We start from the raw sequence: 15,642 nt of genomic DNA on the forward strand, positions 1-15,642 counted from the left end.
TCAATTTCATTTACAGAATTATTTAATAAAGCCATTTAGCAACTGAGCAAAATCGCATCTCTAGACTCGGGATTTATCTCTTTCCATCGCTTGATTAATGTTGTGACGCAGGGGTTACCCGCAAGCTGATTCATACGAACCCAATCAACATCTAGCAAATCAGCAAGTAATTCGATGTCCAATTCACCTTGCAAGGTGTGCCATTGTCTGATGCTTGGCTGTCTCATCAACTGAGCTTTTGGAGAGGTTAATCCACCGACAACAAAATATCCCTTTTCTTTGTCGTACCATATGCGTTGAATACCCGGTATGTTACTCATCCAGCGTTTGATGTCATTTAAAGGCTTATCAAAGTATCGAGATAACAAGGTATCTAAACTACCGCTGATTGATGTATCTTTTTTCTTTCCTCGCTTATCTAACCAACGCTGAATAACCTCTTTTTTTACCTGATAGTAAGTCACCTTCGTTTCATTTTGCTGATGAAGCGAAACTAATTGTTCTTGCCATAATTCAACTAATTCGGGTAACTCACTTTCAAATCGCATTGTTGCCTTTTGGCTAGATAAAACGCCATCATCACTCAACTCTTTGACAATATTGAGCAATACTTCACTATCTGGCAGAACCCAATCCGTCAACGGATAAGGCTTCTGTTTCTTGGTTAAATCCGAAAGCGCATCTTCCATACCCAGTGGCAATACATTCGTTTGGTCGTAAGATGGATCTTGCATCATGATTGATACTTGTGCATCCTTATCCTTACTCAAAACAAGCGTAATTCTTGCCGCAAATCGTCGTTGTTTATCAACTTCAGTACCGTAATAATCCATTACGACATTCTGACGATAACTATAGGGCCACTTCTCATTCATCAAAGTGAGCAAATCATCTACGGATGTTTCGAAATTGGCGAGGTACTCATTTATTTTCAAAGTCATACCAGAATCAGTGGGATCGAAGGGGATCAACACCGGCCTGTCGTTTGAAACCGTAAACAAATAACCATCAGTAATGACAATGGTTGATTCATTTAAACAGGCGCGTTGCAATGGCAAGACTTGAGAAATAGCCCTATCAGAATCAATCAGTAAACGTTTGATCTCTAACTCTTTAAGAACCACTTCAAGCTTTCTAATAATCGCTTCTTTGTATGCCTTGGTATCTAATAATTCGTAGTTGTAGGTGTAATATCCACCTTCAGACGCAACGTATAGCTTTATCGGGTCATCGTCTCTTTTTGACTCGATTAATAACCTTTTTTCGACTGGATCTCCCGTTACATCATGAGGATTAACGTTGATATGTTGAACTGCACACCGTCCAACTAACGACTTCGTTAGTGGATAACGATCATCTTCAATACCTTTTTCCTGATCTAGCAGAATCAAAACGCGGTCCGAACGTTCAAGCTTTATCCGTTCAAAGTCATTTGCCGCAATTCCGTCCAGTAAATCCCACGAAACATCGACGCCTTTCTGTGCAATTAGCGATTTAAATAAGTCTAAGATTTCTTCACCGGCAACAACGGCATTAACTCTTAGGTCTATAACCTTGATTTCACCGGATATCTCGATGCTTGGGAAAGATGACTTAGCCTTATTGGCCTTATGCTTTGTTTTCAACGTCAGTGGTTGGAGATTTAACGTTTTAGCTGAAAGTTCAAAACCATAGTCACGCGCAAAACAGATAAACGCATCTTGCACTGGTTTTAACACCATAGGCCAACTTTGCTCAAACCTAGTTGGTGTAGAAAGATCCAGAAACGGACGCTGTTTCCGTGAATTTTTACTCTTTCCAATTTCTTTAAACAGCGTACCTCTCGGTTTTCTTTCATGGCCAGGATACCACCTGACGAGTACCTTATTTTTGTCATAGACCCATAGAGGCTTCTTAATGCGATCTATATCATCGTCATTAGATAACGGTCTTAATGGAACATTGGTATAAAAGAGAGCAATTTCAGTGGTATTTCCATCTTTTAACTGCTGAGTTCTACAATCTAGGCTGATCGCATTAACACCGCCAGCCCAGCTATCTACTTTCAATAACGGACAACCTAAGCTGTAAGCGCCTTTACAATGCCCCCCAAAAGCCCGCAATGAACGCATCATTAGTCGAATCCACACAGGATTTAACACCGGTGAATATTCAACTCGAACTGGAGTAATAGGTTGCAACTCAGCGTCTACAATAGACGGAGGAATATCACTTGAGCTTTGTAAAGCCACATAGAGACCAAACTGATTACCATTTTTTTTCATTAAATAGGCAAACTGCCGACTGTCTAGTTCAGCATCGATACGTTCTTCCCAGGCTTTCTTCTCTTTCCACTGATAGTTGTTATTGATGAGTGGATAGTGATAAACCACAAATTTGTTGGCTTTATCTGCATCAACCTCGCTATTCAAATAAACCAAATGAGACAGCGGCAACTTCCTCAAATCTTTATTTTTATCCATTAACCTTGCTCCCTCATACGCTGCCAAACTATTTTCGAAAACCACTTAAAGCCAGACGTCATTTGATACTCATCGTTCACCAAACAACCTGGTAGAAACAGGATTGAAGCATTCTCAACTTTTACTGGCTCCAACATTTCAGAAAAGCCAGATAAGGTACAATCTTCACCTGTTAATAGATTCGCGATAACCAAAATGGCGTTTTCACCACGGATTTGACGGATCTTCTCCAGCTTTTTAATTAATCCCAAAGGCGCAAATTCAGGACGTTTACCAGAAGCAAGCCATTGCTCAAAGCCTTCATCTGACTGTTCCAGAGCAGCTATCGACCAAAATTTAGCATCAACAAAAACATCCGCTTTGGCTATCTCAAAATCATATAATTCAAACAGCTCATGGTTGTAGACGTCTTGTTTAGTGACTAGCTGTTTGTCATTCAGCAGTGCGCGAATACCTTCCTCACCAATACGCCCTTGTAAAATTCGCTGAATAACAACGGGATGAAACGCAAATTGCTCTTCAATGTCATTGGCAAACGGCTGAAACGACGTTCGAAAACCTTTGCGATTAAACCAATCCGAAATAGCAGGTTGCCTGTTAACAACCTCATAAAGCGTCTGTGGGTTATACTTAATCAATCCCGCTGCACGCTTTTCAAAGAACTGCCAACTTTTTGGGTCGTACCATATTTCACCAGTAACCTTTGTTTCCTTGGGCCGTTCAAAGCACGCCCAACGACACAAAGGCTCAGTAATGCCAAACGTATTGTTATGCGGCATCCATTGGAGATCATGCTGCAATACAGCGCGGCCTAGTTCATGCCAAAGTCCTGAAATATCTTCGATACAACCCATACCTTGTCGTGCATCTCGGATAGCGGAAACTAACTTGTTATCAATAATATCTACCGCAGCAGAGCCATCTTGGGATCGCGTTTTCAACAAGGTAAGAAAGTTGGAAACCGATGCATCTTCGGAATGAGTAAGATCATCAATCAGCTGATTATTAAGGTTTGAAACCCAATTTCGGTTGTTAGTACAAACGGTTAATTGGCCGTAGTTGCGAAGATGGCCTGCTACATCATCGCTTAAATGAATGGCGACATGGGGCACATACGTCCAAGCACGTTCAATACGACCAACTTGCTGCTGCACGTCAGCAGCAAGATTCTTAACGTAGTCATTTGTCCCTTTATAGAGCTTGTTTAGCTCCTGGATTTTAGTGACTGAGTTATTCATCAACGGCATAATAAATTGCCGCTGCTGCTTACGTGAAAACTCTGAACGCCTGACTAATTTTTCTAAGTTTCTGAGCTGAAAGCCGGCATGAGACATTTCATCATCAGCGTCATTGCTATCCCATGGTGAAAAGTAAAAGTGCTTACTTTCAATAATAAACAGTGACGTCAGATCCATCTGTCCTTGAGAGTTGGGCAAGGAGTAGTCCAAATTAATGCCATTGGTAGCGGATGCAGTTTGTGTCATTACCACCACGGTTCGGCCAGAGTCGAACGCCGCTTGATAGGCGTGCTCAAAGCCTTCTCGCTTTTGTGCTTCAGCATTGAGCAAGCAAATCATCATGGGCTTGCCGTTGACAGCCAAAGGAATAAACACATCGTCAAAAGAAGACAATACGCCAGTGGTTAAACGCTCCATTTCAAGCCAATCCGCGCTCATCCTACTGTTTTCAGCGGTATCACTTATCAACCACTTCCGAAGGTATTTGACTGAGTTAACAAAGGCCAGGTGTCCTTTATGTTGTGGCTCATTCGCTGCCAAATGTAGAACGTGCAGTAATTTAAATAACACAGACTGCCGGTATTCATACTTGTAATCTGAGTGCTCAGCCTCAAAAAATGCAGCGTTCAAATGCAGTTTTGCTTCCTGAAAAACTGGCGCATTGATAGCATCATCAAAGTCGTGGATCGTGGTTTTCAGTGTCGAGCGACGCATTTCAGATTTTTCTTTAACCAACCAGCGGATCACTGCCATTTGCAGTTGCTTATCCTCGTCAGTTTGTAAATACGGAATTGGTTTCTTAAACCAGTCTTCGGGGCGCTGCTCAAAGCTATCGCCCAAAAAACTCTCTGTACAGTGTGGGTTGCGAGCCTGAGCCACGTAACGCAAAGCACTTTCAATCCAACGTATATCGAAATGACCAATCCCTCTTTCGATATAAGAAGTTGCGGATAGTGCAAAAACGAGGTTTCGACTCGATAACGAAACCATTAACCCTTCAGGCGTTGTCGGCAATAGTGCGCGTTTAATCTTGATCCTCAGCGGGTCAATATCCGCTTCGGCTTCATCCGTGGTTAACAGCCAAGTTGTTAGGCCAAACATATTCGTCTGAGTATTGGGTAATCGATTTGATTTACTCAGCGCTTCTAACTCAGGCAAGCTAGTGCGAGGCAAGGAGAACAGCGATAAGCTGGGTAACGCTGTGCTGTAGTAGGATGGTCGATAGTCATTCGCAGGATCAAACAGCAATCGGTTTAGCCGAACGAGATACTCATAGGCTTCGGACTCATCGGTTGCGAACTGCGACAATAGCAAACTGAAGCGTCTGATATATTTCTCCATCACACGCAAAAAATCACCGACATCAACTGATGCTTCATCGCTTTGCCCATAACTTTTCACTTCAAAGCCGTGAGGTTTTTGCTGTAACTGCAAAGGCTCACTGGTTACTAAGTGATCTGAGCGAAACAGATATTTCTTTTCGAACGGCACACCGGATTCATACTGCTTTAATGGTATTACCAACGCCCTAGACTGATTGAGATCGACACCTTTGCCGGTCAAATCCTCCTCTAGCTCCGCAATAAGCTGTTTAAGCTCACTGTAAAGCTCAGGTATAGGCTGCGCAGTAACAAACTGCATTCGCGCTAAAAGACGCTTGCCCCCTTCAAGTAATTGACCAATACACTCAGGCGGCTCTTGCACCATTTGAGACTGGGCAAGTAAGGTCTGTAGAATATCCGCTTGGTAATCAAACTCATCAACAAATACTACTTTTCCGGCCAGTTGGCCGCTCGACATTCTGACTTTCTGTTTACCGTCGTAAAAGGAAGCGAACAGCTTCTGCGTCGTTAACACCAGCAAATGTTGCTTATCATCGTGCCAGGCAATCGCCGGGAAAATTCGACGCACCCATTTGTTTTCTCTATATAAACGAAGCTTTTCTTTTGCTTGCTCTGTGAGTTCATGCGTCTTGCCATGGTGCTTACTGGCATACTTCACTGCCTTCTCTAAGGACGACATGCACCCAAGTAGTGTGCGCTCGACAAAGCCACACAGTTTTCTTAGTTCCTGCTCTTCTCGTTCGAGTAAGACGCCCATCGAATCAGGATTTTTCTTTTTGTACTCAACATTACGGGCAATGGCTGAAACGTTGTGGCAAGCACGAACGAGAGCCTCTTTATCAGCATTAGAACGAAACACTCCTAAACCATGGATGTCCTCAATGGCCGTATAAGGATCGGGCAAGTCAGACTTTTGAACGCCTTGTTCGTGTGGCAGTGCCCGTTGCGAAACCGCACTAACAACAGTTTCATCCTGAGCATAAAGGATACTAACGAGCAGTGGATTACCTGAGCTGTCTTTTGCACTTGTGGCACTTTCATAAATGTCATGCAGGATGTTCCAGCGATGGGTGACCAATATGGCCTGCAACCCTTTGGATTTTATAAATTCAAGGCTCGCTGGAATTTTCCCGTCTGGACTACGATAAAGCGAACTACTTTTGCCCCCGCCTGTTGGGCCTTGTAACTGACAAAAGCCAGCAATAGCATTTTCGCTCTTTGCATTAACCGATAGGGCAAGCGCCTGTTCAATCGTATGCGCAATGATTTGATTATAAGAAGTCGGTATTGGCTGACTCATCTAAATCCTCGTTAACTTGATATTCCTTTTGAGTTTCGCCCCTCTTTTAGAAGGGGCGACAAGGTTGGAGACAACACAACACCAACAAATGACTCATTAATTCAATTCAGGCACGATTTCCTGTGACCAACTGTCTTCCATCAGCATTCTGAACGACATACCACCCGACGCTGCTTCCAACGTAAGTTCGCCAGCATCTACCGCAGTTTTGACGTGCTCAGTTAATAGCTCAAACAATCGACGCTTGTACTCAGTGTCATCGTTTCCTTTTAAATGCTCACCCTTGGTTTCCAGTACAGAGAAGCGGTAACTGCCAGAGTTTGGCTGTTCGACGCACACCAACAAGTCAGGGTAAACCTTTTGCTTTTGCCAGCCTTGTAGGCTGTACTCGCGTTGATTTACTGCAATACGATGCCACCAATACACAGACTCTTGCTTATCCAAATACCAGGCTGTGTCGCGCTCTAAATTGTTCAGCCCATTTTGATAGACCTTTTCAAACAGGCTTTTTTCGAGTTCTGATCCATCTTTGCGGCGAAGCACCTGATCATGTTCACTGACATTAACTTCTAAGGTTTGCGCCAGTTCCCAATTTAGCTTTTCGTTATCTGAAGCGAGTAGACGTAGGGAGATATCACCCTTGTCCAACTTAGATCTGAAGATTTGCTCCGATAATTGCGCAACCTGCTGTTTAATATCTCGCTTCATCTCTTTGAGTAGTTCAAGGCGATTAGTAAACAGCGCTTCCTCTGTAACCCCATTACTACGCAAGGTGTCTAAGGTGTGCGTTAACACGCGCATGGCTTGCCATGGATTTGGAATAACATCGGTGAGCTGCCTTACCATAAACGAGATATCCAGGCCTGCATTCGGGTCAAACTCGATGTTCTCGTGAACCGGATCGGCCAAGTCCAATTCGCCTTGGTTATCCTTTGACATTTTGTAGTCGATACGGGCAATCGTGCGCTGTAACTTGTCGTCCACTAGCTGGAAATTCTCAGCATTCAAATAAGATAGTGATTCCCAATCTAGGTCACCCAGCACATCCCGTTCATAGTCAAACAAACGGTAGCCGTCTTTGTACCCAGCATCGCGATGTAAAACCCGAGGCAAGAATATTTTCGGTAGGTTACGAAAACGCTCTCTACGCAATAAGGTTTCTTTGCTCACTACTGCGGCGGGTTTATTGGCTTCTGTAGCTTTAACTTGATTCGCCACATCTCCCATCCCTTCTTCTTCTAAACCTTGCTTAACACCAGCGACGGCTTCCATCACATCCTGATCAAAGGTGTAGACGTAACACTCATCTAAGCTTGGTTTTTGCGTCAATCGCGCATGTGGTTGACGTAGCACCCGGCCAATCATTTGGGTGATTGCCGTTTTTGCGGTCATTTTAGACAACACAGTTAACACATAAGCAAAGGGGCAATCCCAACCTTCACGCAGCGCATCCTTGGTGATGATGTATTTGACGGGGCACATTTCGCTGAGCAAATCATCATCACCCAACTCGTCTTTGTCAGACGTTTTCAGGCGAATTTCATTTTCATTTACGCCCAATTTTTCCATTAAATACTCGCGGGCGTCTTCCGCATGCACAAAGGCAGAATCTCGTTGGTCTTTACCTGTGCGCTCAACACGGATCAGCATGATGGGGCGGATGTAGCGACCAGTTTCGTTTTGTAGCTGCCCAGCATCCTTCTCTAGCTCTGCCAATTTGGCGTGCGCAAGCGACAAGGTATGCTTCCACTCACTTTTGTCTTCGTTGATTAAGTTGATGGGTAACTTAATCATTTGCTCATCTTTTAACGCTTGCCCAGACACATTCACTAGCACATTTGAGTGATGCTTACCGTTTGCGTTAGGCGTGGCAGAAAGCTCAAGAATAAACTTAGGGTTAAAGCCACACAGGGTTTCTCTTGCGGTTTCGCTATAGGCTTTATGCCCCTCATCCACAATAATCACTGGGCGAACCATGCGTAACACATTGCCTAAGCTTTGTTTGACTGACACTGAGCCTGGGGCTATGCCTTCTTGCCAACCGTAATCGGATAGATCGTTACAATCTAGATTACGAATACTGCTCAATAGTGCCTCATTGGCTGTGGTGTCATCTTCAATAGGGAAGAAAGTGGTAAATCGCCCGCTATCACGGAACATGCGTAGCGTTTCTTTGGATTGACGCGCACTGGATTGCAGCATCAACAACATAACGCACAGGTTTTCGTCGGTATCCCGCTTGGTAAAGGCATCGTTCTTTTCGAGCATTTTTACCCGCCCACCCGAAGCACGTTCAAGCATTTGCCGATACGGATGTTCACGATTAGCTAACTGTTTCCATGTTTGCTTGTAAATGGCATCCGACGGCACCACCCAGAGCACCATACCTGTCTGTTGCGTAAACAAATCCGTTTGCAGGCGCTCGACCGCAGCAACGCCAAGTAAGGTTTTACCACCACCTGTCGGTACTTTCAGGCACACGTTAGGGATTGGCCGCTCTAAGCCATCAAATCTTGTGACATAAGGCGCTGGCACCAAGTGGCCGCTTTTGTCTTTAAGTAGGTCAATACGGCGCTCCTGTACCAGAGCTTCCCAAGTGTCTTTGGCGTAATCGGTTAAGCGGGCCTCTTTGCCTTTCATTTTCTGAAATGCAACAAAGTCTTCCGCTTCTTCCTTGGTGTCGGCCAGCTTTTTTAAGTAATAATCCAGCTTATCCAATACACCATTCTGGTAGTCTTTTAACTCCATGTTACGCCCCCATAATGCGATGGATGGCGTAAGGCAACTGGCAAAACTCAATGCGTTTTTCAGTTAAGTCTTTCTGGCTCATAAACTTCGCCACAGCAAAAACAATGGTGCGCTTCTTCGTAGCATTGTTTTTCGCTATAACCTCGACTTTTTCAGCGTTTAATGCCGCTTCATTCGAGCGCAGCCACTCGCTATCTGGGCGATAGAACAAATGAATACGGAATAAGTCTGTTTCGCCGATAAAACCATCGGCAGAGGCTTTAGCGACCGTTTCTAACGACTGACCAGTTGCTGTATAAAATACATAACGAGCAAGCGCATCGAATGACGGCATGGCTTCGCCGGTAAGTAAGCTTTCAATTTGGATCGGTTCACCCAAGGTACAATAGGTAAAACTGCCACCAATGCCAGGGGCAAACTCATCCACTTTGCGCTCACCGGTGACAGTCAGCACGCCATCTTTAAGCTCTTTTTTGATTTTGTCGAAATCGTTGCTGTGTTTTTCTTCAACTTTGGCTATTTTTTCAAGCAGCTCTGCGTGCTTTTTCTCAAAGACCGACCAAGTGATTTTTTCAGAAAGCAGTTCTTGTTTTTGCTTACCTTGAAATGGATAACCATTAATGACACGGCGAACACGCTCTGCTGTTAATGTATCGGCGTAGTCTTCGCACTCAACTAAGATAAACTTACGATTGCCATTGTCTTTTTTATTAGCCTCTAGCACTGCATTAGCAGTAGTGCCAGACCCAGCAAAAGAGTCAAGAACAATAGCTTGATTGTTATTGATCAACGTTAGAACTCGGTTTATCAGATCTACCGGCTTTGGCGTAGCGAAGATATCTCCTTTATCCGTAAACATCTGACCCAGTGATTTTTTCGCAGAATCACTATTACCGACTTCATGGTACTTCCATATGGTTTGTGCAGGTATAGTATCTTGAACTTCACTCAAGAACCGTTTAAATCTTGGTCTACTATTGCCATCCTCGCCAAACCAAATTCTATTATCGGCAATTAGCTCTTCAATTTTATCTTTGTTAAATCGCCAACTACTTCCTTTGGGGGGGACAGAGACAACCCCAGTTGGAGAAGTTATTTCATATATCGCGTAGTCACGTGATTCCATTCTTAGTAAATCACCTGATGTCCACGGACCTCTGGGATCGTTGTCAGGGTTTTTATATGATGCATTTTGGCTGTCTGTGCGTTCTAATCCCCCCATAGAGAACTTGGTTGGATTTTTGCTGTATACAGCCATAAAGTCATGTTCTTCCGAAAAATATTTCGTATCACTTTTAGTGCTATACTTTTTCTGCCAGATAATCGTGCCGATGAAGTTTTCTTCCCCAAAGATCTCATCCATAACGATCTTAAGTCGGTGAAACTCATTGTCATCTAAGGTGATCCAAATACTTCCAGTCTCGGCTAGTAGTTCTTTTAAAAGTGTTAATCTCGGCCACATCATGCAAAGCCATTTGTCATGACGCTCCAAATCTTCTTTATCAACAGGATTGGCAGACTTTTTCAGCCACTCCTGCATCAATGGTGAGCGCACGTTGTCGTTATAACACCAGCCTTCATTACCTGTGTTATACGGCGGGTCGATAAAAATGCAGTCTACTTTACCGGCATGGGTAGGCAGTAACGCCTTAAGAGCTTCAAGGTTGTCGCCATGAATGATGAGGTTGTCATCCAATGATGCCGTCTTGCCCTCCTGCGGTAACGATTTTTCCGCAACCACTTTGAGTTCACGAAAAGGCACACTCAGATGGTGTGAATAAACAAACTGCTTACCTTTAAAATCCAACGTTGGCATCGGTATTCCTTAAATTCTTTATTAATTCTGATGATTAGATTCTGTTGTCTAGGTTAAATGAGACATATCAGTGGCATAACCAGGCGCAATTGCGAGGTTTTGAACTCCATACAGCGCGGCACGATTGTTCAATGCAAGCTGGCATTGGTTGGTTGATAAACACATAGCCTCTGAACAATCAACATTCCAAAGCCTAAGCAAATATCCGGCGGTCGCGGCTCTAACCTCAACCTTTAGAAAGCCATTAGTCATGCCATAATCCAGTTCAATCGCTTCGCTGTGCTCAATACGTGGGTGAGGCACTAACTCCAGCTCAACAAAGCGATTCCATTGGCGGTCTTGGCTTTCGAGTTCAGCCTCAGATAACGTAGAGTTTTCAAGCACAATCGCTGCTTTTATTCGGGTCAGCACAAAGTCTCGGAACTCAGCATGCTTGCGGTCAAAACCACGAACATGCCAACGCAGGCCATTGTCCACCAGCGTATGCGGCACAATTTCACGCGTGGTTTCACCGCTCGATAACGATACATAGGTGATACGCAAGGCTTTGCCTTTGTGTATGGCCTCGGTGACTTTCGCCACTATCGATAAACTCGGCTTGTTGAGGTGATAAGGCGCTTCACAAGCAAGGGGTGGTTTTACCTTTCCAGTGAAGCCATCACCGTACCCTTGGCTAATGGTTGCCAGTGTTCTCACAACGTCGTAGTCGAACAAGGATTCAAATGCTTCACCACGTTTATGCAACTTGAGCTTTTGGTCATACTCAATGTTGCCTGGTGCAAGCTCTCGGTACATGGTGAAGTCTTTCGTTGCTTGTGCAGCAGCTATGCTGAACCGATCTACTAAGTCTGCCCGTACCGCTTCTCCCTTAAACAATAAGGTGAAATCGATGTGGGCAATGCGATCCCTGGTTGCTTGTGGCAACTGCGCTATCTGCGAAAGCCTATCTGGCTTCACCACTACCGTTTGTTTCAGACCATCATTTGTCATGCGTCTTGTTTATCCAATTCAACCAGATTCTTAAAACTCTGTTTATAAAGTACGGTCAGACATCGCGTAATCACATTGAATAGTGTCACTCAATGCTGCTCTTCATCCGCAATGACTAATCAATCTCTACCGGTTGAAGCTGGACAGATGGCCATAAAACACTGAATAGGCTTCAACCTAATTAATTTTATTAGGTATCATCCTATCACAAATTATTTTGTAGGGAAGACTAAGCGGCAACTTTTTGATCTGGATTGCAATTGCCGCTCAGGTATGGGCGTGAAGACCTTGTTTGGTGCCATCGATGATAGTTGCTATCAATCAATGCGCTACCCGAACCAGTGGCACCACGATGTAACTGCAATGAGATACCCCTTTGTCCGACTCTGTAGACATCAGGGCTCGTTGCTCACTCTCCCGAATGCGCCTGGCGACTTCTGCCTGGGCTGGTAGCAATGGCAGCATCCCTTCAGCAATCGCGTCTGGGGCAGACTCTTGGCCACAGGACATCAAGTGCTTCCATGGATCTTTAAGAAAGCGCTCGAACGTGATGCCAAATTCAATGATGCGGGCAGAGACGAAGATTTCGCCCCAGTATTCAATGTAGGTGTCTTGGTACATGGAAAGATTCCTCTTGTTGGTTAAACCATGAGTTCACTTTCCATTTTCCAGAGATTCTCAAATATGCAAGGCTTAACTTATAGAGAGCTACAAAGCTTTAAATCGATTGCGAGCATCTTTGTAGTCATAGTGGGCATGTTCTGAGCCACGATGGTACAAATCATCCAGGTAAGTTTGTTCCTGCGGTAACTCGTCTTCGCTGATTTCGCGCCACCAATGCTTGTTGGCACCTTTAACACCGTCATGCCAGCGGTAACCACGCTCTTTTAAATAGTCCTTTACGTCAAACGGCGCACCAAACGCACGAACTAACACAGTTCGCCTGTCCGCTTCAGACAACAAGTTTGCAACGGACTCGGGCAACAAATGGAACAACCAGGCCATCGCCAAACAATCGGTTGCAGCTCGGTGTCCTTCATAAAACCAACCTAAGCGAAGCAGCAGGTACTCAAGCTTTCGACTTTCAAAACCCAGTGCCTTCCAATCTATGCCACTGGCTGAACAGGCCCAAGATAGATGGCCTAATGCAGCAAACCGCTTTTCAAAGAAAGGACGATCAAACTGCGCATTGTGTGCAACCACCAGCGGATCATCGGATAACCAACTCGCTACCAGTGAATCATCAATGTGCTGGCCTTGCACCATATCATCGGTGATACCGGTTAACTCGGTAATCAGCTCGGGGATAGGCTTACCGGGATCTTCATACAAGCTGATCACATCAACAATCGACACAATCCGCTGAGCAGAGGGGCTGTAAAGCACCTTAACCATACCAAGCTCAATAATGGACTCGTCCTCGGCAGACAGTCCGGTTGTCTCTGTATCGAGCAGCACCATTGGCTGTTCATCACCAACCATAGGAGAAAGTTCAAGTGGCCAGGACTGCGGCTCACGCGTTAATGGAATACGCTCCAGCAATCTAAAATCTTCTGGTCTTTCTGGAATATCCGCGAGGCGCTCTAGCGGAAATGGCGCAGGGGCTCTTGTCATTGATGGTTCCTCTTCAATTCTATTGTTCGCTTTGGGTTATTTCACTGTGCCACAGGTTTCTCTAAATGCACCTTGGATACCTCAGCGTTTTTTTGATCTTTCTACTGGGTGACCCATGTATGAAGGCTTTGGCTAAGCCTTTCAGAAAGCCTTAGCTAAACCCTTTAGGTAACCCTTACCGATACCCTTTAGGTATGGCTTAGCCAACCCCTTTTCAAACGGTTGAAAAAGGCTTGAACTGAGTTCGACTGAGCATTTTAATGATGCTCCTGACTTCGCTTTAAGCCAGTAAATTCAATACGAAGCAGAATTTTACTAACTGTTTTTAAACCCTTTGCAAAGGGTTCAACAAGCCTTGTTTGACGGTTACTTGACCCATGCGTTAACCAGTAGCAGTAACAGGATCAGTAACAGAAACAAGAGCAGTAGGCAGAAGCAGTATTGTCCAAGCCTTGCAGGCTTTGACGAGGGCGAGCAATCCCCACATCAAGCTTTTCAACACAAAAAAGAAATCACCCACGACACAACGTCTTACTCGAACAACTACAGTTTTACCTACAATTTTACTTGTAGAAATCAGCATAGCATCAGATACTGTATAAACAAACAGTATTAATTCTATTTTTTCGAGGTTCGTCATGAGTGTCTCGCTGATAGGCCGTAGCGGCGCACTTGCCTTCATCAAAGCCAAGCGCCTTCGTATTCCATTGTTCATGGAACGTGTTTCTGCTGGTTTTCCCTCACCAGCGCAGGATTATGTTGAGCAAACGCTCGACCTCAACGAGCTGTGCATCAAGCGACCGGCTGCAACGTTCTTTGTGCGTGTTGAAGGTGATTCAATGATTGATGCTGGGATTCACCCAGATGATATTTTGGTGGTTGATCGTTCTGTTCAAGCAGAACACGGTGACATTGTCATCGCTGGCATCCATGGAGAACTCACGGTAAAGGAGCTTCAACTAAGGCCGTGCGTCAAGCTGATCCCAAGAAACCAGGCGTATGAGCCCATTCATATTCCTGAAGGGGCAGAGTTAGAGATATTTGGTGTGGTCACCAATGTGGTGCGAAACATGCGCCGTAAGTCGTGACTGTCCCATGCCTGTATTTGCCTTGGTGGACTGCAACAACTTTTACGCCAGTTGTGAGAAGCTGTTTCGTCCTGATTTAAAAGATACGCCGGTTGTGGTGCTGTCCAACAATGACGGCTGCGTGGTTGCACGCTCGCGTGAAGCTAAGTTACTCGGTATTAAAATGGGCGTACCCGTCTTTCAGATCAAAGCCGAAATGCAGCGCCATGGCATTTTGGCATTCTCCTCTAACTATGCGCTTACAGTTGGGAAATACTTTAGACATCACATGTTGTAATGTTTCAGGTTGTATAAATTAGACGTCGAGATGAGGGGTGGTTACAATTTTTACTATTGGTTAAGAAATATCTTGAAAAAGTAGATGTATGAACGCGTAACCCCCTGGGGGAAGGCTTAGCAGTGTGAATAACGGATGATTTAGGTGTTAATGTGATTGAACAAAATAGGTCGTTTCCAGATGACTTCGGCTTTGACTATTGTCTTATGTGGATTAGTACGGAGAAATATCCCTCATTTATAAGTAGGCCACACCCTGACAGTGGCGAGATCATCCATGACGTTAGGGACAACTCAAAACCATTTGCTCATAAACTTCCAATTTTAATAGACCCCGATGGTATCAATGTGGTGCCAGTGAATCTATATCTTCACTCTTTGTTGGCAGATCCAGATATATCCTCCGATAAGACGATTCAATCCCATGCAGTTGCGTTATTGAGCTTCTATCGGTGGTTGAGCACGGAAATCCCCGAACATACACACCCAAGGACTGGCCTTCTGGTTGATGAAAAACCTCCGTTAACAATATATGACTGCACCGAGAAGGTAGAGGAAAGTCCAATCGTGAGATATCGAGACTATTTATTGGAAAACCTTTATACCAAGGATGAAACTGGAAAAGTCGGTGGTTCTCCAAGTACAGCCTCTTCAGTGGTCCACCGAATGCGATTTCCGTCTGCATCTGTTGAAGTTGGGCGACGACGGCTTCTGAGCCTTTACCGGCCTCACATTCAAGGCACAAGAACACCTGCCTTAACAGTTGC

General features: G+C 44.6%; 11 protein-coding genes and 1 pseudogene. 4 read left to right on the forward strand and 8 right to left on the reverse strand.

Translation table 11 applies throughout. The annotated features are described in order from the left end of the window. Positions 1-35: 35 nt before the first annotated feature. The 6 genes from AKJ31_RS19285 to AKJ31_RS19310 form a co-directional block, all read right to left on the reverse strand. Complete coding sequence (locus tag AKJ31_RS19285; RefSeq protein WP_053410667.1) at positions 36-2,462, reverse strand: hypothetical protein; 2,427 nt, start codon at positions 2,460-2,462, stop codon at positions 36-38. Then, positions 2,462-6,343 carry a hypothetical protein gene (locus AKJ31_RS19290; protein ID WP_053410668.1) on the reverse strand — a complete coding sequence of 1,294 codons (3,882 nt, stop codon included), beginning with the start codon at positions 6,341-6,343 and terminating at the stop codon, positions 2,462-2,464. Before AKJ31_RS19290 ends, AKJ31_RS19285 begins: the two co-directional genes overlap by 1 nt. A 96-nt stretch (positions 6,344-6,439) precedes the next feature. Beyond that, positions 6,440-9,091 (reverse strand): DEAD/DEAH box helicase, encoded by a 2,652-nt coding sequence (locus AKJ31_RS19295; RefSeq protein ID WP_053410669.1) that lies wholly within the window; start codon positions 9,089-9,091, stop codon positions 6,440-6,442. Position 9,092: 1 nt separating this feature from the next. Beyond that, positions 9,093-10,907 carry a site-specific DNA-methyltransferase gene (locus AKJ31_RS19300; protein ID WP_053410670.1) on the reverse strand — a complete coding sequence of 605 codons (1,815 nt, stop codon included), beginning with the start codon at positions 10,905-10,907 and terminating at the stop codon, positions 9,093-9,095. Positions 10,908-10,955: 48 nt separating this feature from the next. Further along, positions 10,956-11,897 carry a WYL domain-containing protein gene (locus tag AKJ31_RS19305; protein ID WP_053410671.1) on the reverse strand — a complete coding sequence of 314 codons (942 nt, stop codon included), beginning with the start codon at positions 11,895-11,897 and terminating at the stop codon, positions 10,956-10,958. Between the two features lie 321 nt (positions 11,898-12,218). After that, positions 12,219-12,464: a hypothetical protein gene (locus AKJ31_RS19310; RefSeq protein ID WP_245639077.1), complete on the reverse strand. Its 246-nt coding sequence runs from the start codon at positions 12,462-12,464 to the stop codon at positions 12,219-12,221. Here AKJ31_RS19310 and AKJ31_RS23545 point away from each other — a divergent pair. Next, complete coding sequence (locus AKJ31_RS23545) at positions 12,411-12,542, forward strand: hypothetical protein (protein WP_262593537.1); 132 nt, start codon at positions 12,411-12,413, stop codon at positions 12,540-12,542. The genes AKJ31_RS19310 and AKJ31_RS23545 overlap by 54 nt on opposite strands. 63 nt (positions 12,543-12,605) lie before the next feature. On the opposite strand, the gene AKJ31_RS19315 is transcribed toward AKJ31_RS23545, so the two are convergent. Continuing rightward, the gene (locus AKJ31_RS19315; RefSeq protein ID WP_000196208.1) at positions 12,606-13,511 is read right to left on the reverse strand and encodes a 3'-5' exonuclease; all 906 of its coding nucleotides are present in this window, start codon (positions 13,509-13,511) and stop codon (positions 12,606-12,608) included. A gap of 382 nt (positions 13,512-13,893) precedes the next feature. Then, positions 13,894-14,151, reverse strand: a complete 258-nt coding sequence (locus AKJ31_RS19320) for a hypothetical protein (protein WP_000182836.1) — start codon at positions 14,149-14,151, stop codon at positions 13,894-13,896. On the opposite strand from AKJ31_RS19320, the gene umuD reads away from it, so the two are divergent. The 3 genes and pseudogenes from umuD to AKJ31_RS23365 form a co-directional block, all read left to right on the forward strand. Continuing rightward, on the forward strand, positions 14,150-14,599 hold the full coding sequence (gene umuD, locus AKJ31_RS19325) for a translesion error-prone DNA polymerase V autoproteolytic subunit (protein WP_000116661.1): 450 nt from the start codon (positions 14,150-14,152) through the stop codon (positions 14,597-14,599). The two genes, AKJ31_RS19320 and umuD, sit on opposite strands and share 2 nt — an antisense overlap. A 7-nt stretch (positions 14,600-14,606) precedes the next feature. Next, complete coding sequence (locus AKJ31_RS19330) at positions 14,607-14,876, forward strand: Y-family DNA polymerase (RefSeq protein WP_001883756.1); 270 nt, start codon at positions 14,607-14,609, stop codon at positions 14,874-14,876. Positions 14,877-15,028: 152 nt separating this feature from the next. After that, positions 15,029-15,642, forward strand: a pseudogene (locus AKJ31_RS23365) (hypothetical protein); the annotation flags it as partial.

It is taken from the genome of Vibrio hepatarius (genome assembly GCF_001274785.1).
GTDB lineage: Bacteria > Pseudomonadota > Gammaproteobacteria > Enterobacterales > Vibrionaceae > Vibrio > Vibrio hepatarius.